Annotated in this window: 18 protein-coding genes; 15 read left to right on the top strand and 3 right to left on the bottom strand. The window is 61.0% G+C overall.

Annotated features, from left to right (window positions below):
• Positions 1 to 31: 31 nt before the first annotated feature.
• Entirely contained in the window at positions 32 to 724 is a 693-nt protein-coding gene (locus AC06G5_RS05285; RefSeq protein WP_413425724.1) for a tellurite resistance TerB family protein, read from the bottom strand.
• A gap of 206 nt (positions 725 to 930) precedes the next feature.
• On the opposite strand from AC06G5_RS05285, the gene AC06G5_RS05280 reads away from it, so the two are divergent.
• The 8 genes from AC06G5_RS05280 to AC06G5_RS05245 all read left to right on the top strand — a co-directional run bounded on the left by AC06G5_RS05280 (position 931) and on the right by AC06G5_RS05245 (position 11,015).
• Positions 931 to 1,845 carry a LysR family transcriptional regulator gene (locus AC06G5_RS05280; protein WP_480459057.1) on the top strand — a complete coding sequence of 305 codons (915 nt, stop codon included), beginning with the start codon at positions 931 to 933 and terminating at the stop codon, positions 1,843 to 1,845.
• 105 nt (positions 1,846 to 1,950) lie between these two features.
• Positions 1,951 to 3,450, top strand: coding sequence for a gamma-aminobutyraldehyde dehydrogenase (locus AC06G5_RS05275; RefSeq protein WP_413703499.1), 1,500 nt, complete (start codon positions 1,951 to 1,953; stop codon positions 3,448 to 3,450).
• An 83-nt stretch (positions 3,451 to 3,533) separates the two neighbouring features.
• Positions 3,534 to 4,685, top strand: a complete 1,152-nt coding sequence (ydcS, locus tag AC06G5_RS05270) for a putative ABC transporter substrate-binding protein YdcS (RefSeq protein WP_085715741.1) — start codon at positions 3,534 to 3,536, stop codon at positions 4,683 to 4,685.
• A gap of 209 nt (positions 4,686 to 4,894) precedes the next feature.
• Positions 4,895 to 5,932: an ABC transporter ATP-binding protein gene (locus tag AC06G5_RS05265; RefSeq protein WP_413425728.1), complete on the top strand. Its 1,038-nt coding sequence runs from the start codon at positions 4,895 to 4,897 to the stop codon at positions 5,930 to 5,932.
• A gap of 1 nt (position 5,933) precedes the next feature.
• Positions 5,934 to 6,881 carry an ABC transporter permease gene (locus AC06G5_RS05260; RefSeq protein WP_413425730.1) on the top strand — a complete coding sequence of 316 codons (948 nt, stop codon included), beginning with the start codon at positions 5,934 to 5,936 and terminating at the stop codon, positions 6,879 to 6,881.
• Complete coding sequence (locus AC06G5_RS05255) at positions 6,871 to 7,680, top strand: ABC transporter permease (RefSeq protein WP_413703500.1); 810 nt, start codon at positions 6,871 to 6,873, stop codon at positions 7,678 to 7,680. The genes AC06G5_RS05260 and AC06G5_RS05255 overlap by 11 nt, the downstream gene beginning before the upstream one ends.
• A gap of 165 nt (positions 7,681 to 7,845) precedes the next feature.
• Positions 7,846 to 9,270, top strand: a complete 1,425-nt coding sequence (locus tag AC06G5_RS05250; RefSeq protein WP_413425733.1) for a gamma-aminobutyraldehyde dehydrogenase — start codon at positions 7,846 to 7,848, stop codon at positions 9,268 to 9,270.
• 260 nt (positions 9,271 to 9,530) lie between these two features.
• On the top strand, positions 9,531 to 11,015 hold the full coding sequence (locus AC06G5_RS05245; RefSeq protein ID WP_413425735.1) for an APC family permease: 1,485 nt from the start codon (positions 9,531 to 9,533) through the stop codon (positions 11,013 to 11,015).
• Positions 11,016 to 11,245: 230 nt separating this feature from the next.
• Here the strand turns inward: AC06G5_RS05245 and AC06G5_RS05240 are convergent, their stop codons facing one another.
• On the bottom strand, positions 11,246 to 11,431 hold the full coding sequence (locus AC06G5_RS05240) for a hypothetical protein (protein WP_413425737.1): 186 nt from the start codon (positions 11,429 to 11,431) through the stop codon (positions 11,246 to 11,248).
• Between the two features lie 420 nt (positions 11,432 to 11,851).
• Between AC06G5_RS05240 and AC06G5_RS05235 the strand changes: the two genes are divergently transcribed.
• The 7 genes from AC06G5_RS05235 to aauR all read left to right on the top strand — a co-directional run bounded on the left by AC06G5_RS05235 (position 11,852) and on the right by aauR (position 20,398).
• Complete coding sequence (locus AC06G5_RS05235) at positions 11,852 to 13,480, top strand: glucan biosynthesis protein D (protein ID WP_413425739.1); 1,629 nt, start codon at positions 11,852 to 11,854, stop codon at positions 13,478 to 13,480.
• Between the two features lie 277 nt (positions 13,481 to 13,757).
• Positions 13,758 to 14,672: a glutamate/aspartate ABC transporter substrate-binding protein gene (locus AC06G5_RS05230; RefSeq protein ID WP_413425741.1), complete on the top strand. Its 915-nt coding sequence runs from the start codon at positions 13,758 to 13,760 to the stop codon at positions 14,670 to 14,672.
• 193 nt (positions 14,673 to 14,865) lie between these two features.
• Entirely contained in the window at positions 14,866 to 15,612 is a 747-nt protein-coding gene (locus AC06G5_RS05225) for an amino acid ABC transporter permease (protein WP_111281261.1), read from the top strand.
• Entirely contained in the window at positions 15,612 to 16,283 is a 672-nt protein-coding gene (locus tag AC06G5_RS05220) for an amino acid ABC transporter permease (protein WP_413425743.1), read from the top strand. Before AC06G5_RS05225 ends, AC06G5_RS05220 begins: the two co-directional genes overlap by 1 nt.
• Complete coding sequence (locus tag AC06G5_RS05215; RefSeq protein ID WP_413425745.1) at positions 16,280 to 17,014, top strand: amino acid ABC transporter ATP-binding protein; 735 nt, start codon at positions 16,280 to 16,282, stop codon at positions 17,012 to 17,014. Before AC06G5_RS05220 ends, AC06G5_RS05215 begins: the two co-directional genes overlap by 4 nt.
• Before the next feature lie 157 nt (positions 17,015 to 17,171).
• On the top strand, positions 17,172 to 19,073 hold the full coding sequence (aauS, locus tag AC06G5_RS05210; protein ID WP_413425748.1) for a two-component sensor histidine kinase AauS: 1,902 nt from the start codon (positions 17,172 to 17,174) through the stop codon (positions 19,071 to 19,073).
• The gene (gene aauR, locus AC06G5_RS05205) at positions 19,070 to 20,398 is read left to right on the top strand and encodes a two-component response regulator AauR (RefSeq protein WP_413425750.1); all 1,329 of its coding nucleotides are present in this window, start codon (positions 19,070 to 19,072) and stop codon (positions 20,396 to 20,398) included. The genes aauS and aauR overlap by 4 nt, the downstream gene beginning before the upstream one ends.
• A 209-nt stretch (positions 20,399 to 20,607) precedes the next feature.
• Here aauR and AC06G5_RS05200 read toward each other — a convergent pair whose 3' ends face one another.
• The gene (locus AC06G5_RS05200) at positions 20,608 to 21,642 is read right to left on the bottom strand and encodes an alpha/beta fold hydrolase (protein ID WP_413703502.1); all 1,035 of its coding nucleotides are present in this window, start codon (positions 21,640 to 21,642) and stop codon (positions 20,608 to 20,610) included.
• Positions 21,643 to 21,780 lie beyond the last annotated feature (138 nt).

Genomic DNA, 21,780 nt, shown 5'->3' with positions numbered 1-21,780 from the left:
CACCATCGCGGGCAAGCCCGCTCCTACAGGTTTACAGGGAAGCCTGGCGAACCTGCTTCTCAAGCTCGACCTTCAACCCCGGTTCCAGATTGAGCTGCCGCGCCAGCTCGTCGAGGTAGGCCTTCTCCATGAAGTTTTCCTCGTCCACCATCATCACACTGGCGATGTACATCTCGGCGGCGATTTCCGGGGAGCGGGCGGCGCGGGCGACATCGCTCGGGTCCAGCGGCTTGTTGAGCTCGGCGTGCAGCCAGTGTTGCAGTTCCTGATCGCTGTCGAGCCGGGTGAATTCACCTTCTATCAAGGCACGCTCGCGCTCATCGACATGCCCATCAGCCTTGGCCGCCGCCACCAACGCCTTGAGAATCGCCTGACTGTGCAACTCGACTTGCGCGGCGGGTACCCGGTCCAGGGTTTGCGGCTCCGCACCGGCTGCACCGCCCTGCTGTGACTGCCAGTTGCCGTAGGCTTTATAGGCCAGCACGCCCAATGCGGCGAGACCGCCGTAGACCGCGACCTTGCCCCCGACCTTACGGGCCTTTTTACTGCCCAGCAGCAAGCCCATGGCGCCTGCCGCCAATGCCCCGCCGCTCGCGCCGGAGAGCAGACTGCCAAGGGCGCCTGTGCCAGCGTTCGCGCCCTTTTGCTGCGAGCCACCGGCCTTGTTCTGCAACAGGTCCTGGCCGGACTTGAGTAGTTGATCGAGCAATCCACGGGTGTTCATTCACCGCCTCCACTAGACGTTAAGCCTGAAACCAAGGCCACCAGCCTAGATGGAAAGCCCCCGATGGCTGCTCGCAAGAGTGCTTCGAGATGTTGCTCAAGACTTTCTGCTTGCCGCTTGACGCTTGCCTCCCATAAAGCGGCCTTTCAAAAAAAACGATATACACTCTCGCAAATCGATAAAAACAGCCCACCGGGTGCTTTCCCATGATGACCTTGCGCCAGATCCGTCATTTCATTGCCGTGGCCGAGACCGGCTCGATCTCGGCCGCCGCGCAAACCGCGTTCATTTCCCAGTCGACCCTGACCCTGGCCATCCAGCAACTGGAAGAAGAAATCGGCATCAGCCTGTTCAGCCGCCACGCCAAGGGCATGACCCTGACCCACCAAGGGCATCAATTCCTGCGTCAGGCGCACTTGATCCTGGCCACCGTGGACAACGCCAAACGCAGCCTGCAACAAAGTACCGACCAGGTCGCCGGGCAGTTGATCGTCGGCGTGACCAGCCTGGTGGCCGGTTATTACCTGGCGGATTTGCTCACGCGCTTCCAGCGCGCCTACCCCAACGTGGAAATCCGCGTGATGGAAGATGAGCGCCCGTACATCGAGCATTTGCTGGTCAGCGGCGAGATCGATGTCGGCGTGCTGATCCTCTCGAACCTCGAAGACCGCCACGCCCTGCAGACTGAAGTGCTGACCCATTCGCCGCACCGGCTCTGGCTGCCGGCCCAACACCCGTTGCTGGAACACGACAGCATCAACCTCGCCGACGTCGCCCGCGAGCCATTGATTCAACTGAACGTCGATGAAATGGACCGCAACGCCCAGCGCATGTGGTCCGCCGCTTCGCTGCAACCGCGCATCACCCTGCGCACGGCCTCGACCGAGGCAGTGCGAAGCCTGGTGGCCGCCGGATTGGGGGTGTCGATCCAGCCCGACATGACTTATCGCCCATGGTCACTGGAGGGCGACATCATCGAAGCCCGGCCGATTGCCGACCTGAGCCAGACCCTCGATGTCGGCCTGGCGTGGCGTCGCGGCACGGCGCGGCCGGCGCTGGTGGACCCGTTCCTCACGGTCGCCCGCGAACAACCCCACGGCGGGCGCAAGCCATCTATTTAATCGAACGCCACGTTCAGTATTTAGTATTTGTTGTCCTCGGGGCCGCGCACTAGTCTTGTTACATCTAATAAAGACAGCCGGCCCCCGGTCACAGGGAGCGCTGCCATGTCTACACAACAAGCCACACAAGCAAAGAGAACCCGAAAAATGGCTGGTGCGCAGACCCCGTTGTTCACCGCATTGTTGATCGATGGTGAATTAGTCGCCGGCCAAGGCTGCGTCGAGCCGATTCTCAACCCGGCCACCGGGGAAGTCCTGACCCGGATCGCCGAAGCCAGCACCGAGCAGGTCGAAGCCGCGATCCTCGCAGCCAATCGTGCCTTTGCCAGCTGGTCACGCACCACACCGCAGCAGCGTTCGAACCTGTTGCTGGACATCGCCAACACCATCGAAAAAAACGCCGACCTGCTGGCCCGCCTCGAATCCATGAACTGCGGCAAGCCGTTGCACCTGGCCCGTCAGGATGACCTGAATGCCACGATCGACGTGTTCCGCTTCTTCGCCGGTGCCGTGCGCTGCCAGACCGGCCAGCTCAGCGGCGAATACCTGCCGGGCTACACCAGCATGGTGCGCCGCGATCCTATCGGGGTGGTGGCGTCGATTGCGCCGTGGAACTACCCGATCATGATGGCCGCGTGGAAAATCGCCCCGGCCCTCGCCGCCGGCAACACGCTGGTGTTCAAGCCGTCGGAACACACCCCGCTGTCGATTCTGGCCCTGGCGCCGGCGCTGGCCGAGATCCTGCCACGGGGTGTGATCAACATCATTTGCGGTGGTGGTGAAGGCGTCGGCAGCCATTTGGTCAGCCATCCGAAGGTCCGCATGGTGTCGCTGACCGGCGATATCGTCACCGGGCAAAAAATCCTCCAGGCCGCCTCGAAAACGCTCAAACGTACCCACCTCGAACTCGGCGGCAAGGCCCCGGTGATCGTGTGCAACGATGCCGACATTCAGGCTGTGGTCGAGGGCGTGCGCACTTACGGCTATTACAACGCCGGCCAGGACTGCACCGCCGCTTGCCGCATCTACGCCCAGGCCGGGATTCACGACCGTTTGGTGGCCGAACTCGGCGCGGCCGTCGGCAGCCTGCGCTTCGCCGGTAAACGCGACGCCGACAACGAAATCGGCCCGCTGATCAGCACCCGCCAGCGTGACCGCGTGGCCAGTTTTGTCGAGCGCGCCCTCGGCCAGCCGCACATCGAACGGGTCACCGGTGCAGCCGTGCATTCCGGCGCCGGGTTCTATTACCAGCCGACCCTGCTGGCCGGTTGCAAGCAAAGTGACGAGATCGTCCAGCGCGAAGTGTTCGGTCCGGTGGTCACCGTGACCCGTTTCGATGAACTGGAACAAGCGGTGGACTGGGCCAACGATTCGGAATACGGCCTGGCCTCGTCGGTCTGGACCCAGAACCTCGACAAGGCCATGCAGGTCGCGGCGCGCCTGCAGTACGGCTGCACCTGGATCAACAGCCATTTCATGCTGGTCAGCGAAATGCCCCATGGTGGCCTGAAGCGTTCGGGCTACGGCAAGGACCTGTCCAGTGATTCGCTTCAGGACTACAGCGTGGTGCGGCACATCATGGCCCGCCACGGCGAGCATCTCTGACTAAGCTAATAACAAGGCACCAAGACCTGCATCACCACGTTCAAGACACTGCCCCGACCATAATTAAAGAAGAGGGAATTCCCATGTTCGTGCACAAGACCGCACTGCTCAGTGCAATCACCACCGCGCTGCTGGCCAGCGCCAGCGTCCAGGCCGCCGAGCCGCTCAAAGCTGTCGGGGCGGGCGAAGGCCAACTGGATATTGTGGCCTGGCCTGGTTATATCGAACGTGGCGAGAGCGACAAGGCCTACGACTGGGTGACCGGTTTCGAGAAGGAAACCGGCTGCAAGGTCAACGTCAAGACCGCGGCCACTTCCGATGAAATGGTCAGCCTGATGGCCAAGGGTGGTTACGATCTGGTGACGGCATCGGGCGACGCCTCCCTGCGCCTGATCGTCGGCAAGCGTGTGCAGCCGATCAACACCGCGTTGATCCCGAACTGGAAAAACCTCGATCCACGCCTCAAGGACGGACCGTGGTACGTGGTCAACAAGCAGACCTACGGCACCCCATATCAGTGGGGCCCGAACGTGTTGATGTACAACACCAATGTATTCAAGACCGCGCCCACCACCTGGGGCGTGCTGTTCAATGCGGAAAACCTGCCGGACGGCAAGCCGAACAAGGGTCGCGTGCAGGCCTATGACGGCCCGATCTACATCGCCGACGCGGCGCTGTACCTGAAGTCCGCCAAGCCGGAACTGGGCATCAAGAACCCCTACGAACTGACCGAAGCCCAGTACAAGGCCGTGCTCGATCTGCTGCGCGCCCAGCAGCCGTTGATTCACCGCTACTGGCACGACACCACGGTACAGATGAGCGACTTCAAGAACGAAGGCGTGGTCGCCTCAGGCGCGTGGCCGTATCAGGTCAACGGCCTGATGAACGAGAAACAGCCAATCGCTTCGACCATCCCGAAAGAAGGCGCCACCGGGTGGGCCGACACCACCATGATGCACGCCGAGGCCAAGCACCCGAACTGCGCCTACAAGTGGATGGACTGGTCGCTGCAACCGAAAGTCCAGGGTGATGTTGCGGCGTGGTTCGGCTCGTTGCCGGCAGTCCCGGCAGCATGCACCGGTAGCGAATTGCTCGGCGCCGAGGGCTGCAAGACCAACGGTTTCGACAATTTCGACAAGATCGCCTTCTGGAAAACCCCGCAGGCCGAAGGCGGCAAGTTCGTGCCGTACAGCCGCTGGACCCAGGACTACATCGCGATCATGGGCGGCAGATAGTTTGTGAACTGACACCGTCCCTGTGGGAGCGGGCTTGCTCGCGAAGAGGCCATCAGATCCAGCATTGATGTTGCCTGACACACCGCATTCGCGAGCAAGCCCGCTCCCACAGGGGCTCTCCACAGCCAGCACAGCGTATTCGATTCAGATTTTTCAGAAGTCCAGGCAGGGCCGCTGCGACGGCCTTCGCCTTTTTGGAGCACCGCGCCATGACACTTGCAGTCCAGTTCACCAACGTTTCCCGTCAGTTCGGCGAAGTGAAAGCCGTCGACCGGGTTTCCATCGACATCCAGGACGGCGAGTTCTTCTCCATGCTGGGGCCTTCCGGTTCGGGCAAAACCACCTGCTTGCGCCTGATCGCCGGTTTTGAACAACCGAGCGCAGGTTCCATCCGTATTCATGGCGCCGAAGCCGCCGGGCTGCCGCCCTACCAGCGTGACGTGAACACCGTGTTCCAGGATTACGCGCTGTTCCCGCACATGAACGTTCGCGACAACGTCGCCTATGGACTGAAAGTCAAAGGCGTCGGCAAAGTCGAACGCCAGAAGCGCGCCGAAGAAGCCCTCGACATGGTCGCCCTCGGCGGCTACGGCGACCGCAAGCCGGTGCAACTGTCCGGCGGCCAGCGCCAGCGTGTGGCCCTGGCCCGCGCCCTGGTCAACCGCCCACGGGTACTGCTGCTCGACGAACCCCTCGGTGCACTCGACCTGAAGTTGCGCGAGCAAATGCAGGGCGAACTGAAAAAGCTGCAACGCCAGCTCGGCATCACCTTCATCTTCGTAACCCACGACCAGACCGAAGCGCTGTCGATGTCCGACCGCGTGGCAGTGTTCAACAAGGGACGCATCGAACAGGTCGATAGCCCGCGCAACCTGTACATGAAACCGGCCACCACCTTCGTGGCGGAATTCGTCGGCACCTCCAACGTGATTCGTGGCGACCTGGCCAGGCAGTTGAGCGGCAACCCGCAGCCGTTCTCGATTCGTCCGGAACACGTGCGATTCGCCGACGGCCCGCTGGCCAACCACGAGATTGAAGTCAGCGGTTTGCTACATGACATCCAGTACCAAGGCAGTGCAACTCGCTATGAGCTGAAACTGGAAAACGGCCAGACCCTGAACATCAGCAAGGCCAACAACCAATGGCTGGACACCAGTACACAGCACCAGACCGGGCAACGCATCAGCGCACGCTGGGCGCGCGAGGCAATGATTCCATTGCACGATACCGTTGCAGGCGGGGTGTGAGATGAACACCGTGGCTATCCCTCAATCTCCGGCCAGCGGCTCGCTGCTGCGCAGGTTTTCCAACCTGCTGTATCGCCGGCCGAATTTTTACCTGTCGCTACTGCTGGTACCGCCGCTGCTGTGGTTCGGCGCGATCTACCTGGGTTCATTGCTGGTTCTGCTGTGGCAAGGTTTCTACACCTTCGATGACTTCACCATGGCGGTCACCCCTGACCTGACCCTGGCGAACTTCACCGCGCTGTTCCAGCCGTCGAACTTCGACATCATCCTGCGCACCCTGGGCATGGCGATTGTCGTGTCCATCGCCAGCGCCATCGTAGCGTTCCCGATTGCCTACTACATGGCGCGCTACACCACGGGCAAGACCAAGGCGTTTTTCTACATCGCGGTGATGATGCCGATGTGGGCCAGCTACATCGTCAAGGCCTACGCCTGGACGCTGCTGCTGGCCAAGGGCGGCGTGGCGCAGTGGTTCGTGCAGCATCTGGGGCTGGAACCGCTCCTGCAATTGGTGATGGGCATTCCGGGCTTTGGCGGCAGCACCTTGTCGACCTCGCACCTGGGCCGCTTCATGGTGTTCGTCTACATCTGGCTGCCGTTCATGATCCTGCCGATCCAGGCCTCGCTGGAGCGCCTGCCGCCATCGCTGCTGCAAGCCTCCGCCGACCTCGGTGCCAAGCCGCGCCAGACCTTCATGCAAGTGATTCTGCCGCTGTCGGTGCCGGGCATTGCCGCCGGTTCCATCTTCACCTTCTCGCTGACCCTGGGTGACTTCATCGTGCCGCAACTGGTCGGCCCGCCCGGCTACTTCGTCGGCAGCATGGTGTACGCCCAACAAGGTGCCATCGGCAACATGCCAATGGCCGCTGCCTTCACCCTGGTGCCGATCGTGCTGATCGCCATCTACCTGTCCATCGTCAAACGACTGGGGGCCTTCGATGCACTCTGAGAAAGCTTCCATAGGCCTGCGCATCGCAGCCTGGGGCGGATTGCTGTTCCTGCACTTCCCGATCCTGATCATCTTCCTGTACGCCTTCAACACCGAAGACGCGGCGTTCAGTTTTCCGCCCAAGGGCTTCACCCTGAATTGGTTCAGTGTGGCGTTCTCGCGGCCGGACGTGCTCGAAGCGATCAAGCTGTCGTTGCAGATCGCTTCGATTGCCACCCTGATCGCCATGATCCTCGGCACGCTGGCCTCGGCTGCGCTGTACCGCCGGGATTTCTTCGGCAAGCAGGGCATCTCGCTGATGCTGATCCTGCCGATCGCCTTGCCGGGGATCATCACCGGGATCGCGCTGCTGGCGACCTTCAAGACACTGGGAATCGAACCGGGGATGTTCACCATCATCGTCGGTCACGCGACCTTCTGTGTGGTGATCGTCTACAACAACGTCATCGCCCGCTTGCGCCGTACTTCACACAGCCTGATCGAAGCCTCGATGGACCTCGGCGCCGACGGCTGGCAGACCTTCCGCTACATCATCCTGCCGAACCTCGGCTCGGCGTTGCTGGCCGGCGGCATGTTGGCGTTTGCCCTGTCGTTCGACGAAATCATCGTCACCACCTTCACTGCCGGCCATGAACGCACCCTGCCGCTGTGGCTGCTCAACCAGCTCAGCCGCCCACGGGACGTGCCGGTGACCAACGTCGTGGCGATGCTGGTGATGCTGGTGACCATGCTGCCGATCCTCGGCGCCTATTACCTGACCCGTGGCGGTGAAAGCGTTGCGGGGAGTGGCGGTAAGTAACTGACAACCAACATCTCCTGTAGGAGCGAGCTTGCTCGCGAAAAACGTTAACGATGACAGGGGTTGCCTGGATGCACGCGGTGCCCTTGCATCCTTCGCGAGCAAGCTCGCTCCTACAGGTTCGGGTTCCGACAGAACAATAAAAGCACCAAAGAGGACATGAACATGCAAACCAAACTCTTGATCAACGGCCAATTGCTCGACGGCGAAGGCCCCGCCCAACCTGTGTTCAACCCGGCGCTGGGCAGTGTGCTGGTGGAAATCAACGAAGCCAGCGAAGCCCAGGTCGATACCGCCGTGCGCGCCGCCGACGCCGCGTTCGACAGCTGGTCACAGACCACGCCGAAAGAGCGTTCGCTGCTGCTGCTCAAACTCGCCGATGCCATCGAGGCCCATGGCGAGGAGCTGGCCAAACTGGAATCGGACAACTGCGGCAAGCCTTACAGCGCTGCGCTGAACGACGAAATCCCGGCAATTGCCGACGTGTTCCGCTTCTTCGCCGGCGCCAGCCGCTGCATGAGCGGTTCGGCCGGTGGCGAGTACTTGCCGGGGCACACCTCAATGATCCGCCGCGATCCGGTGGGCGTGATCGCCTCCATCGCGCCGTGGAACTACCCATTGATGATGGTCGCCTGGAAAATCGCCCCGGCCCTGGCCGCCGGTAATACCGTGGTGCTCAAACCATCGGAACAGACTCCGCTGACCGCCCTGCGCCTGGCCGAACTGGCGTCGGATATCTTCCCGGCCGGCGTACTCAACCTGGTGTTCGGCCGTGGTCCTACCGTCGGCAGCCCGCTGGTCACTCACCCGAAAGTGCGCATGGTCTCGCTGACCGGTTCGATTGCCACCGGTTCGAACATCATTTCCAGCACCGCCGACACCGTCAAACGCATGCACATGGAGCTGGGCGGCAAAGCCCCGGTGATCATCTTCGACGACGCCGACATCGATGCCGCTGTCGAGGGCATCCGCACCTTCGGTTTCTACAACGCCGGCCAAGACTGCACCGCTGCCTGCCGTATCTATGCCCAGGCAGGCATCTACGAGAAGTTCGTCGAGAAACTCGGCGCCGCCGTCAGCAGCATCAAGTACGGCATGCAGGATGATCCGTCGACCGAACTCGGCCCGCTGATCACCGCGCAACATCGTGACCGTGTCGCCGGTTTCGTCGAACGCGCCGTGGCCCAGCCGCACATCCGCCTGATCACCGGGGGTAAGGCGGTGGAAGGCAATGGCTTCTTCTTCGAACCAACGGTGCTGGCCGATGCGCAGCAGGATGACGAAATCGTCCGTCGCGAAGTGTTCGGGCCGGTGGTATCGGTGACCAAATTCACCGATGAAGCACAAGTGCTGGGCTGGGCCAACGATTCGGACTACGGCCTGGCCTCTTCCATATGGACCGCCGATGTCGGCCGCGCCCATCGTCTGTCAGCCCGTTTGCATTACGGCTGCACCTGGGTCAACACGCACTTCATGCTGGTCAGCGAAATGCCTCACGGCGGTCAGAAGCTGTCTGGTTATGGCAAGGACATGTCCATGTACGGACTGGAGGACTACAGCGTCGTACGGCATGTGATGTTCAAGCACTAGCAGGAGCAAGCTTGCTCGCGATGGACGTCAACGTTGACGCGGGAAACCTGACGCCCCGCGGTGTCCTCAGGTTTTTCGCGAGCAATCTCGCTCCTACAGCGAAGGTCTCACCTCGGTTTCAGGGCAGAAACCGGCAACACGCACCACCAGGCTCCACCCCAAAGAAGACAAAACAATAACCACCGATCCGGGCGGTGCCCTCAAGGCCCCGCCACGGTTTCGGACATCCGAAATCTGCCGATTTTCCGGAGAAAATACACATGAGTGCATCACCCGATCTCTCAGCAGCCGTTGCCGACAGCGATGCCGAGCAGCTACGCAAACTGGGCTATACCTCCAACTTCAATCGCAGCATGAGCCTGTGGGAAAACTTCGCCCTGGGCTTCACTTATCTGTCCCCGGTCGTAGGGGTTTATACCCTGTTCGGCCTGTGCCTCGCTGCTGGCGGGCCACCGATGTTCTGGGCCTATCTGCTGGTCGGTTGTGGCCAGTTGCTGGTGTGCCTGATCTTCGGCGAAGTGGTATCGCAGTTCCCGATTTCCGGCGGCGTGTACCCATGGGCCCGCCGTCTGGTGGGCAAGCGCTGGGCGTGGATGGTCGGCTGGATCTACTCCATCGCCCTGTGCGTCACCATCGCGGCGGTTGCCGTGGGTGCCGGTCCGTACCTCGCCGCCATGATGGGCTTTGAACCGAGCAACAACACGAACATAATTATTGCCCTGTTTCTGACGCTGTTCGCCACTCTGGTCAATCTCAGCGGCACCAAGGCGTTGGCGCGGATCGCCATGTTCGGTTTTCTGTGCGAACTGGTCGGTGCCGTGATCGTGGGTGTTTACCTGCTGATTTTCGAGCGTCATCAATCGATCAGCGTGCTGTTCAACACCTTCGACATCAGCGTCGACGGCTCGTACCTGCCAGCGTTCCTCACCGCTTCGCTGGCGGGGATGTTCCTGTACTACGGCTTCGAGGCCTGCGGCGATGTGGCCGAAGAAACCCCGAACCCGAGCAAGAAAATTCCGGTGGCCATGCGCATGACCATCTACATCGGCGGCATCGCGGCAATGTTCGCCTGCCTGGCGCTGATCCTGGCCGTGCCGGACATGCAAGCGGTGATCGACGGCACCGACAAGGACCCAGTCACCACCATCCTCAACAACGCGTTTGGACCAATCGGTTCGAAAGTGGTGATGGGTGTGGTGATGATTTCCTTCATCTCCTGTGTGATCAGCCTGCAAGCAGCAGCCAGTCGTCTGCTGTATTCCTACGCCCGTGATGAAATGGTCATCGGCAGCCGACTGCTGAAGACGATTTCCCCTACGACTCAGGTTCCAGTTGCCGCGCTGTTCGTGTCCGGCGTCCTGCCGGCACTGATCATCATCCTCGGCTTCTTCCTGCAAGACGCGGTGGCCACCATCGTCAGCTTTGCGGCAATCGGCATCTACCTGGCGTTCCAGATGATTGTGCTCGCGGCCCTGTACGCCCGCATGAAGGGCTGGAAACCGAGCGGCAAATTCACCCTCGGCGCCTGGGGCTGGGCGGTGAACATCGGCGCGCTGGCCTATGGTGTCGGAGCCATCATCAACATGGCCTGGCCACGTACGCCGGATGCCGCGTGGTACATCAACTACGCGATGGTGCTCAGTACCGCCATCGTGATCGGATTGGGCTTGCTCTACATGTGGATCGCCAAGCCGTATGACCACGGCACGGCGCCTGCAGGGGATGCGTGGAAGGTCAGTCGCTGACGAACATCGCCCCGTGAAAAAACTGTAGGAGCGAGCAAGCTCCGGGCGGCGATCCGACGATGGTCGTTAACGATTACGCGGGTTCACTGGCTATACGCGGTGCTCTTGAATTCATCGCGAGCAAGCTCGCTCCTACATTGCTCAACCAGGCGATCGACTCGGGCATTGCACGCTAATGCAGGGCCTGACCACCGAAAAAGCCAAATGGCTTTCACGGTGATCAGGTCCACTCAGAACCGCGAAACACTCCTCATCGCGTCCACCAGATACCTCATCGCAACCCTGTCACTCTCCGACAGTTCCCGGTAGCGCTCCACCAGTTTCATTTCCTCGCTATTGAGCCGGCGTCTTCGCCGCCCCATGGCCAGACACGGAAGGATTCCCAACAATTCGGCGATGTTCTGTACTTTCGACATGGACGATGTCCTTCTGAACGTCAAAGAAAACTGCAAAAAAAAAACCGCATCGCCCTCCTCCTTTTCAGCAGCCGCATCGTGCCGACTGAAGCGCACCGGCCTTTCGGGCATAGACCGGTCATGCACACAGAATAGAAATAATCCGGGCGCTGAAAAGCGGTTTTTAGAGTAATTAGTCGAAAAAGGCAGAAATACCCTTCAAATCAGAAACCACTGTCGGAATTGTTTCTCGACATGTCTTGTTTCATTGCCGGGCCGGCGCAATGCCATCAATCAATTTTGCTCTGCAATCGAACGGTTTAAGCTATCCGGCATCTGTTTCAAAGTCCGTTGCGTTTGGCCGAAGGCATGTCCGAACCGATATTTCTGATCCAGCACGTGCCAGGAACGGCGCGGGATTGTTCACGACAGGTTGTACTTATGCACCGCAGGAACTTGCTCAAAGCCTCCATGGCCATTGCTGCCTACACCGGCTTGTCCGCCACGGGCCTGTTGGCCGCTCAGGCCTGGGCCGCCAACGCCGGTACCGCTGATGGCGAGGCCACCGCGTTCGACTTCGAAGCGCTGAAAACCCAGGCCAGACAGCTCGCCAGCAATCGCTACCAGGACACCAAGCAACAGCTGCCGCCGACCCTGGCGAGCATGACGCCGCAGAACTTCAACGCGATCCGCTACGACGCCAACCACTCTTTGTGGAATGACCTGAACGGTCAGCTGGACGTGCAGTTTTTCCATGTCGGCATGGGCTTCAAGCAACCAGTGCGCATGTACAGCGTCGACCCCAGGACACGCCAGGCGCGTGAAGTGCATTTCCGCCCATCGCTGTTCAACTATGAAAACACCACGGTCGACACCGCACAGCTCAAGGGCGACCTGGGTTTCTCCGGCTTCAAGCTGTTCAAGGCCCCGGAACTGGACAAGCACGATGTCGTGTCGTTTCTAGGCGCCAGTTACTTCCGTGCGGTGGACGCCACCGGCCAGTACGGCTTGTCGGCCCGCGGCCTGGCCATCGATACCTACGCCAAAAAACGTGAAGAGTTCCCCGACTTCACCAAATTCTGGTTCGAGACGCCGGACAAGGACAGCACCCGCTTCGTGGTCTACGCCCTGCTCGACTCGCCGAGCGCCACCGGTGCCTACCGCTTCGATATCGACTGCCAGGCCGAACGCGTGGTGATGGAGGTCGACGCCCACATCAACGCCCGCACCGCCATCGACCAGTTGGGCATTGCGCCGATGACCAGCATGTTCAGTTGCGGCACCCACGAACGCCGGATGTGCGACACCATTCACCCGCAAATCCACGACTCCGATCGCCTGGCCATGTGGCGCGGCAACGGCGAGTGGATCTGCCGCCCGCTGAATAACCCGGCGACCCTGCAATTCAATGCTTTCGCCGACAAGGACCCGAAAGGTTTCGGCCTGGTACAGACCGACCACGAGTTCGCCAGCTATCAGGACACCGTCGACTGGTACAGCCGCCGCCCGAGCCTGTGGGTCGAACCGACCACCGCCTGGGGCGAAGGCTCGGTCGACCTGCTGGAAATCCCCACCACCGGCGAAACCATGGACAACATCGTCGCCTTCTGGACCCCGAAGAAACCGGTGGCTGCCGGCGACTCGCTGAACTACGGCTACAAGCTCTACTGGAGCGCATTGCCACCGGTCGGTACGCCGCTGGCACGGGTAAACGCCACCCGTTCCGGGATGGGCGGCTTCACCGAAGGCTGGGCACCGGGCGAGCATTACCCGCCAGTCTGGGCCCGTCGTTTCGCCGTGGACTTCACCGGTGGCGGCCTGGACCGCTTGCCAGAGGGCGCGGGCATCGAGCCGGTGGTCACTTGCTCGAACGGCGAGGTGAAGGACTTCAGCGTACTCAAGCTGGATGACATCAAGGGCTACCGCATCCTGTTTGACTGGTACCCGACCAACGACAGCACTGACCCTGTCGAGCTGCGGCTGTTCATCCGCACCAACGACCGCACGCTAAGTGAGACCTGGTTGTACCAGTACTTCCCGCCAGCGCCGGACAAGCGCAAATACCCCTGATGGCCGGGTAGCACCCCGCCACCATTCGGTTTTCCGAACGCGACCTGACGGTCAGTTCGGTTAACCGGATCACTTCACTGAAGTTTCAGCGCAAAAAATATTTAATTCCTTTATAAATCAACACTTTGACTAATTCAGACTGGTCTGGCACGAGTCATGCTCTACACTTCTTCGACGAATGTCCTTTGCGCCCACTCATCGTAGCGCTCAGGTGTTTTGCAGCACAAAAGGGCCGATGAACTGGCTCCATAAAAAAAACAATGTCGAGGAAAATTTGATGCGCATCGTTCCCCACATCCTGGGCGCAGCCATTGCTGCCGCTCTGATCAGCACGCCAGTTTTCGCCGCGGAACTGACCGGCACCCTGAAGAAGATCAAAGAGTCCGGTGTCATCACCCTGGGCCATCGCGACGCTTCCATTCCGTTCTCCTACATTGCAGACGCTTCCGGCAAACCGGTCGGCTACTCCCACGACATTCAGCTGAAAGTCGTTGATGCCCTGAAAAAAGACCTCGACATGCCGAATCTCCAGGTCAAATACAACCTGGTGACTTCGCAAACCCGCATCCCGCTGGTGCAGAACGGCACCGTGGACCTCGAGTGCGGTTCCACCACCAACAACGTCGAGCGTCAGCAGCAAGTTGACTTCTCCGTCGGTATCTTCGAAATCGGTACTCGCCTGCTGTCCAAGGCTGACTCCAAGTACAAGGATTTCCCGGATCTGGCCGGCAAGAACGTCGTGACCACCGCAGGTACCACGTCCGAGCGCATCCTGAAGTCGATGAATGCCGACAAGCAGATGGGCATGAACGTCATCTCCGCCAAGGACCATGGCGAGTCCTTCCAGATGCTGGAAACCGGCCGTGCCGTCGCGTTCATGATGGATGACGCCCTGTTGGCGGGTGAAGCGGCCAAGGCCAAGAACGCGAAAGACTGGGCTGTAACCGGCACTCCACAGTCCTTCGAAATCTACGGCTGCATGGTGCGCAAAGGCGACGAGCCGTTCAAAAAGGCCGTGGATGATGCCATCAAGGCCACCTACGCTTCGGGCGAGATCAACAAGATCTACGACAAGTGGTTCATGCAGCCAATCCCGCCAAAGGGCCTGAACCTGAACTTCCCGATGAGCGACGAACTCAAGGCCCTGATCGCCAATCCGACCGACAAAGCGGCTGACGACAAGAAATCCTGATTTCTGACTAACCTTATCCCCTGAAAGGGCCGTAGCCCTTTCAGGGGAATGCACTCCCTGCTGGCATTTCTGGAAACACTCGAACCGGTGTCTGTCGAGCCGAGCGCGTGTGCCTGTCCCCCAAGGACAGGCGGGAACGGAGCTTCCCCCAAGCGGGCATTTGTACATCGATCGAATCCGAGGGGAGACCCTAATGAATTACAACTGGGACTGGGGCGTGTTCTTCAAGTCCACCGGCGTGGGCAGCGAGACCTATTTCGACTGGTACGTGTCCGGTCTGGCCTGGACCATCGGCATCGCCATCGCGGCCTGGATCATCGCCCTGACACTGGGCTCGATCCTGGGCGTCATGCGCACCGTGCCGAACCGCATCGTATCGGGCATCGCCACCTGCTACGTCGAACTTTTCCGTAACGTGCCGCTGCTGGTTCAGCTGTTCATCTGGTACTTCCTGGTACCCGATCTGCTGCCTGCCGACCTGCAAGAGTGGTACAAGCAGGACCTGAACCCGACCACTTCGGCCTTCCTCAGCGTCGTCGTGTGCCTGGGCCTGTTCACCACCGCCCGGGTTTGCGAACAGGTGCGCACCGGTATCCAGGCCCTGCCCAAAGGCCAGGAGTCCGCGGCCCGCGCCATGGGTTTCAAGCTGCCGCAGATCTACTGGAACGTGCTGCTGCCCCAGGCCTACCGGATCATCATTCCGCCGCTCACCTCGGAATTCCTGAACGTTTTCAAGAACACCTCCGTGGCCTCGCTGATCGGCTTGATGGAATTGCTCGCGCAGACCAAACAGACTGCCGAGTTCTCCGCCAACCTGTTCGAAGCCTTTACCCTGGCAACGCTGATCTACTTCACCCTGAACATGAGCCTGATGTTGCTGATGCGCCTGGTCGAGAAGAAAGTCGCCGTACCGGGCCTGATCTCCGTAGGGGGTAAATGATGGAATTCGACTTCTCGGGCATCATCCCGTCCCTGCCGGGCCTGTGGAACGGCATGATCATGACCCTCAAGCTGATGATCATGGGCGTGGTCGGCGGGATCATCCTCGGCACGATCCTGGCCCTGATGCGCCTGTCCCACAGCAAACTGCTGTCGAACATCGCCGGCGCCTACGTCAACTATTTCCGTTCGATCCCGTTGCTGCTGGTCATCACCTGGTTCTACCTGGCGGTGCCGTTCGTGCTGCGCTGGATCACCGGCGAAGACACCCCGATCGGCGCGTTCGCCTCGTGCATCGTGGCGTTCATGATGTTCGAAGCGGCGTACTTCTGCGAAATCGTCCGCGCCGGCGTGCAGTCGATTCCCAAGGGCCAGATGGGCGCCGCCCAGGCACTGGGCATGACTTACGGCCAGATGATGCGCCTGATCATCCTGCCGCAGGCGTTTCGCAAGATGACTCCACTGTTGCTGCAACAGAGCATCATCCTGTTTCAGGACACCTCGCTGGTCTACGCCGTCGGCCTGGTGGACTTCCTCAATGCTTCGCGCGCCAGTGGCGACATCATTGGCCGCTCCAATGAGTTCCTGGTCTTCGCGGGTCTCGTGTACTTCATCATCAGCTTTGCCGCCTCGCAGCTGGTCAAGCGTCTGCAAAAAAGGTTCGCCGTATGATCTCTATCAAAAGCATCAACAAGTGGTATGGGGACTTCCAGGTACTGACTGATTGCAGCACCGAGGTCAAAAAAGGCGAAGTGATCGTGGTGTGCGGGCCATCCGGTTCCGGCAAATCGACCCTGATCAAGTGCGTCAACGCACTGGAACCGTTCCAGAAAGGCGACATCGTGGTCGACGGCACCTCCATCGCCGACCCGAAGACCAACCTGCCGAAACTGCGTTCGCGCGTGGGCATGGTGTTCCAGCACTTCGAACTGTTCCCGCACCTGACCATCACCGAAAACCTGACCATCGCGCAGATCAAGGTGCTGGGCCGCAGCAAGGAAGAAGCCACCAGGAAGGGCCTGCAACTGCTCGAGCGTGTCGGTCTCTCGGCCCATGCCCACAAGCATCCTGGCCAACTGTCCGGTGGTCAGCAACAGCGTGTGGCGATTGCCCGTGCGCTGGCGATGGACCCGATCGTCATGCTGTTCGACGAACCGACCTCGGCGCTGGACCCGGAAATGGTCAACGAAGTGCTGGACGTGATGGTGCAACTGGCCCACGAAGGCATGACCATGATGTGCGTGACCCACGAAATGGGCTTCGCCCGTAAAGTGGCCGATCGGGTGATCTTCATGGACGCCGGCAAGATCATCGAAGACTGCCCGAAAGAGGAATTCTTCGGCGACATCAACGCCCGTGCGGAGCGCACACAGCACTTCCTCAACAAGATTCTGCAGCACTAAAGGCTGTACGCCCCTCCCCTGTAGGAGCGAGCTTGCTCGCGATGTACTCAAAGACACCGCGTACATCCAGGATGAACGCGTCATCGTTGACGACCATCGCGAGCATGCTCGCTCCTACAGAGAGGCGGGCAGCGCTGGTTGACCCAAGGCATCTGTGATGAAATGCGACCCCAATCTTTATCGCGCAGCGTCGCCATCACTCGCCGTGAAACCCCGTCTGGTTCGTCATTTGTTTCTGCCGCCGCTGATCATCGCAATGATGATCGGCCTGGGCTATATCGGCTTCTGGATCAGTGAGCACTACGGCATTCGCAGCCTTGGCGAGAACGGCCAGCGTCAGCTGGAACTGCACGCCCGTGCCGTCGAAAGCGAAATCAGCAAATACACCTACCTGCCCAGCCTGCTGGAGCTCGAAACCAGCGTTTCGCAGTTGCTGGCCGACCCGACCCCGGAACACCGGCAAACAGTCAACGCTTACCTCGAAGGCCTGAACCGGCGCAGCCGCAGTCGGGCCATCTATGTGATGGACACCACCGGCCGCGTCATGGCCACCAGCAACTGGCGCGACGTCGACAGTTACCTGGGTGAAGACCTGTCCTTCCGCGCCTATTTCCAGAACGCCGTGCGCGGTCAGCCGGGGCGCTTCTATGGTATCGGCAGTACCAACGGCGAGCCCGGTTACTACCTGGCCCATGGCCTGGAAGAACACGGCAAGATCATTGGCGTCGCGGTGGTCAAAGTCCGCCTGGAAGCCATGGAAGAACGCTGGCAGCGGGCGCGCCTGGAAGCCTTCGTCAGCGACGAGAACGGCATCATCATTCTGTCCAGCGATCCGGCCCGGCGCTTGAAGTCGGTGGTGCCGCTGAGCGAAGAAACCAAGGAAAAACTCGCCCGCAGCCTGCAGTACTACTGGTTCCCGCTCAACGAACTGCAGCCGCTGGCCCGGGAAACCCTGTCCGAAGGCGTGGAAAAACTGACCTTCCCGGCCAACAGCGAACTGGTGTCCGACGAAGAAAACATCAGCTACCTGTCGCAAACCCGGCCGCTCAGCGATACGCCGTGGAATTTCACCTTGCTGACGCCGCTGCAGGACTTGCGCCGCGAAGCGATCAACCAGGGGATTCTGGTGGCCGTGGCGTTTGCCCTCCTGGCGTTCCTGTTGATCGCCTGGAACGAGCGGCGCAAGGTGATCGCCACGCGCCTCGCGGCCCGGGAAGCCTTGCAGGAAGCCAACAGTCAGCTGGAGCGTCGGATTACCGAACGCACCACCGACCTGCGCGCCAGCAACGAACGGCTCAAGGGGCAGATCCGCGAACGCCGGCTCGCCGAAGAGACCTTGCGCCGCGCCCAGGATGAACTGGTACAGGCCGGAAAACTCGCGGCCATCGGCCAGATGTCCACCAGCATCGCCCACGAACTGAACCAGCCGCTGGCGGCGCTGCGCACCTTGTCCGGCAATACCGTGCGCTTCCTCGAACGCGGTCAACTAGACGTGGCCAGCACCAACCTCAAGACCATCAACGAACTGATCGACCGCATGGGCCGGATCACTGCCAGCCTGCGCTCGTTCGCCCGGCGCGGGGACGACAAGGGCCAGGCCTGCCTCGGCAAAGCGGTGGACGCGGCCTTGCAATTGCACGGTGGCCGCGTGGAAAACATTCAGCTGCAATTGCATCGCGACTTCACCGATGTGCAGGTGCAAATCGACCAGACCCGCCTGGAGCAGATTCTGGTCAACCTCATCGGCAACGCCCTGGATGCGATGCAAGCACAGCCGTTGCCGGAGTTGTGGCTCGAAGGCGAAGTTTCCGAAGGCAAGTACCGGCTGCGGGTGCGTGACAACGGCCATGGCATCGACGCCGAAGCGCGCAAGCACCTGTTCGAGCCGTTCTTCACCACCAAACCCGGCGAACAGGGCCTGGGCCTTGGCCTGACCCTTTCCGCCAGCCTGGCCGCCGCCACCGGCGGTCACCTGGGTGTCGAGCACCCGTCCAGCGGTGGCACCGCATTCGTCCTCAGTTTACCGTTGGTAAGCCCCACTCCCGCCGAGCCAATATGAACAACGACCTTAGTGTATTGATCGTCGAAGACGACCCCCATGTGCTGCTCGGCTGCCAACAGGCGCTGACCCTGGAAGACATTCCCTGCATTGGCGTGGGCAGCGCCGAAGAAGCCCTGGAGCGGGTCGGCGAAAACTTCGCCGGCATCGTCGTCAGCGACATTCGCCTGCCGGGCATCGATGGCCTGGAACTGTTGACCCGGCTCAAGGCTCGCGACCGCAGCCTGCCGGTGGTGCTGATCACCGGGCACGGCGACATTTCCATGGCCGTCGGCGCGATGCAGAAAGGCGCCTACGACTTCATGGAAAAGCCGTTCTCCCCCGAGCGCCTGGTGGATGTCGCCCGCCGCGCCCTGGAGCAACGCAGCCTGGCGCGAGAGGTGTCGTCGCTGCGTCGGCAACTGGCCGAGCGCGACTCCCTCGAAGGTCGGATCATCGGACGCTCGCCGGCCATGCAGAACTTGCGAGAACTGATCGCCAACGTCGCCGATACCTCGGCCAACGTGCTGATCGAAGGCGAGACCGGTACCGGCAAGGAATTGGTTGCGCGCTGCCTGCATGATTTCAGTCGGCGGCACACCCGGCAGTTCGTCGCCCTGAACTGCGGCGGCCTGCCGGAGAACCTCTTCGAAAGCGAAATCTTCGGCCACGAGGCCAACGCCTTTACCGGCGCGGGTAAACGGCGGATCGGCAAGATCGAACACGCCGATGGCGGCACGCTGTTCCTCGACGAAGTGGAAAGCATGCCCCTGCCCTTGCAGATCAAGCTGCTGCGGGTGTTGCAGGAACGCACCCTCGAACGACTCGGTTCGAACCAGAGCGTGGCGGTGGATTGCCGCGTCATCGCAGCGACCAAATCCGACCTCGTCGAGTCGAGCAAGGCCGGCGAATTCCGCAGTGACCTGTATTACCGACTCAATGTGGTGACCCTGGAACTGCCGCCGCTGCGCGAGCGCCGCGAGGACATCCTGCAACTGTTCGAACACTTTTTGCAGCAGTCGTCCCTGCGCTTCGATCGCATCGCGCCGGAACTGGACAACCAGACCGTGTCGAATCTGATGAGCCACGACTGGCCGGGTAACGTACGTGAACTGCGCAACGTTGCCGAGCGCTTTGCCCTGGGCTTGCCGGCGTTCAAGAAAACCGGTGCCAGCGGTGGCAATCAGGGCCTGGCCTTTGCCGAAGCGGTGGAAGCGTTCGAGCGCAACCTGCTCAGCGATGCCTTGCAACGCAGCGGCGGCAACCTGACCCAGGCCAGCCAGGAACTGGGCATGGCCAAGACCACGCTGTTCGACAAAGTGAAAAAGTACGGCCTGAGCCATTAAGCGAGCCCCGCCGCCCGAAACTGGCGTGGTTAATGGCGGTCACTGCTTTGGTGACAGCATGGCTACGCTTTCACGGCTGAATGCCTTCCCCTGTGGGAGCGGGCTTGCTCGCGAAGAGGGAGTATCAGTTAGCATTTGAGTTGACTGACACACCGCTTTCGCGAGCAAGTCGGATCGCCGCACCGCCGCTCCCACATTGGATTGGGGGGTTAGAGGAGGTTGCGGTCGGCCACCGGTTCGATCTGCGCCCAGTGCGAAGTGTCTTCACGATGCGCCCGCAAGTACGGCAACACCGCCGCCAGCAGCGGTGCCTTGAACGCCTCCTGAAAGCGATGGGCCAGCCCCGGAATCAGGATCAACTGACTGCCACGCAAATGCGCCGCCAGGTGCACGCCGTGCATCACCGGCAAAAGCGGATCGGCCGTACCGTGCACCACCAGCGCCGGAACCCGCAGCTGGTTGAGCAGCGCCACCCGGCTTGGTTCGGCGAGTATGGCCATGATCTGGCGTTTCACGCCTTCGGGATTGAACGCCCGGTCATAAGACAGCGCCGCCTGATGCAGCAGCGCCTGACGATCATCGGTCACCATCGGGCTACCCAACGCCTCCAGCAGGTCGGCCTGTTGTTCCAGCGCCACTTCGCGATTCGGTGCGCCACGACGGGCAAGCAGTTGCACCAGCGCTGCACTGGGTGCCGGCAAGCCTTCGGCGCCTGAGGAGGTCATGATCAGGGTCAGGCTCTCGACCCGTTGCGGCGCCATGGCCGCCATGCGCTGGGCGATCATTCCCCCCATGCTCGCACCGAGCACATGGAACTGCTCGATGTGCAAGGCATCCATCAACCCCAGGCCATCGTCGGCCATGTCGGTCAGCGAGTACGGTGCCGACACCGGCAAGCCGAGCTTGTAGCGCAGCACTTCGAACGTCAGGTTGGCCTCGCCCGGTGGCTGTCGCCAGCTCGAAAGGCCGACATCGCGATTGTCATAGCGAATCACCCGAAAACCTTGTTGGCACAGGGCAACCACCACTTCGTCGGGCCAGTGGATCAATTGCCCGCCCAGCCCCATCACCAACAGCAAAGCCGGGTCCGACGCACGGCCGATGCTCTGGTACGCCAGGCTTACCTGGGCCAGATCCACCCGTTCGGTCGGAACATTGACGTCACAACGCGAGGCCGCCAGAGACGGCAGGCCGAACACCAGCGCGGCCAAAAATACGATTCGTGAAAAAAATGCAGCACCCATGGAAAAACACCAAAACGCAGAACCCCGGTAGAGCGCGAGTCTGATGAAGTTTGTTCAAGCGCGCTGCCACAGTTCCGTGACAGTTTGATGAAGGGTGCCGAGCGGTCGTCGAGAAGCAAAAGCGCACTGCACGATAAC

The sequence above is a fragment of the Pseudomonas sp. WT-JTC genome, assembly GCF_056711565.1.
Note: the sequence above shows the minus strand (reverse complement) of the source record. Positions and strands in the feature narration are given on the sequence as shown.

Excerpts from the sequence above, each read along its gene's own strand:
- AC06G5_RS05285 (WP_413425724.1), bottom strand. The coding sequence starts at position 724 with ATGAACACCCGTGGATTGCTCGATCAACTACTCAAGTCCGGCCAGGAC.
- AC06G5_RS05280 (WP_480459057.1), top strand. The coding sequence starts at position 931 with ATGATGACCTTGCGCCAGATCCGTCATTTCATTGCCGTGGCCGAGACC.
- AC06G5_RS05275 (WP_413703499.1), top strand. The coding sequence starts at position 1,951 with ATGTCTACACAACAAGCCACACAAGCAAAGAGAACCCGAAAAATGGCT.
- ydcS (WP_085715741.1), top strand. The coding sequence starts at position 3,534 with ATGTTCGTGCACAAGACCGCACTGCTCAGTGCAATCACCACCGCGCTG.
- AC06G5_RS05265 (WP_413425728.1), top strand. The coding sequence starts at position 4,895 with ATGACACTTGCAGTCCAGTTCACCAACGTTTCCCGTCAGTTCGGCGAA.
- AC06G5_RS05260 (WP_413425730.1), top strand. The coding sequence starts at position 5,934 with ATGAACACCGTGGCTATCCCTCAATCTCCGGCCAGCGGCTCGCTGCTG.
- AC06G5_RS05255 (WP_413703500.1), top strand. The coding sequence starts at position 6,871 with ATGCACTCTGAGAAAGCTTCCATAGGCCTGCGCATCGCAGCCTGGGGC.
- AC06G5_RS05250 (WP_413425733.1), top strand. The coding sequence starts at position 7,846 with ATGCAAACCAAACTCTTGATCAACGGCCAATTGCTCGACGGCGAAGGC.
- AC06G5_RS05245 (WP_413425735.1), top strand. The coding sequence starts at position 9,531 with ATGAGTGCATCACCCGATCTCTCAGCAGCCGTTGCCGACAGCGATGCC.
- AC06G5_RS05240 (WP_413425737.1), bottom strand. The coding sequence starts at position 11,431 with ATGTCGAAAGTACAGAACATCGCCGAATTGTTGGGAATCCTTCCGTGT.
- AC06G5_RS05235 (WP_413425739.1), top strand. The coding sequence starts at position 11,852 with ATGCACCGCAGGAACTTGCTCAAAGCCTCCATGGCCATTGCTGCCTAC.
- AC06G5_RS05230 (WP_413425741.1), top strand. The coding sequence starts at position 13,758 with ATGCGCATCGTTCCCCACATCCTGGGCGCAGCCATTGCTGCCGCTCTG.
- AC06G5_RS05225 (WP_111281261.1), top strand. The coding sequence starts at position 14,866 with ATGAATTACAACTGGGACTGGGGCGTGTTCTTCAAGTCCACCGGCGTG.
- AC06G5_RS05220 (WP_413425743.1), top strand. The coding sequence starts at position 15,612 with ATGGAATTCGACTTCTCGGGCATCATCCCGTCCCTGCCGGGCCTGTGG.
- AC06G5_RS05215 (WP_413425745.1), top strand. The coding sequence starts at position 16,280 with ATGATCTCTATCAAAAGCATCAACAAGTGGTATGGGGACTTCCAGGTA.
- aauS (WP_413425748.1), top strand. The coding sequence starts at position 17,172 with ATGAAATGCGACCCCAATCTTTATCGCGCAGCGTCGCCATCACTCGCC.
- aauR (WP_413425750.1), top strand. The coding sequence starts at position 19,070 with ATGAACAACGACCTTAGTGTATTGATCGTCGAAGACGACCCCCATGTG.
- AC06G5_RS05200 (WP_413703502.1), bottom strand. The coding sequence starts at position 21,642 with ATGGGTGCTGCATTTTTTTCACGAATCGTATTTTTGGCCGCGCTGGTG.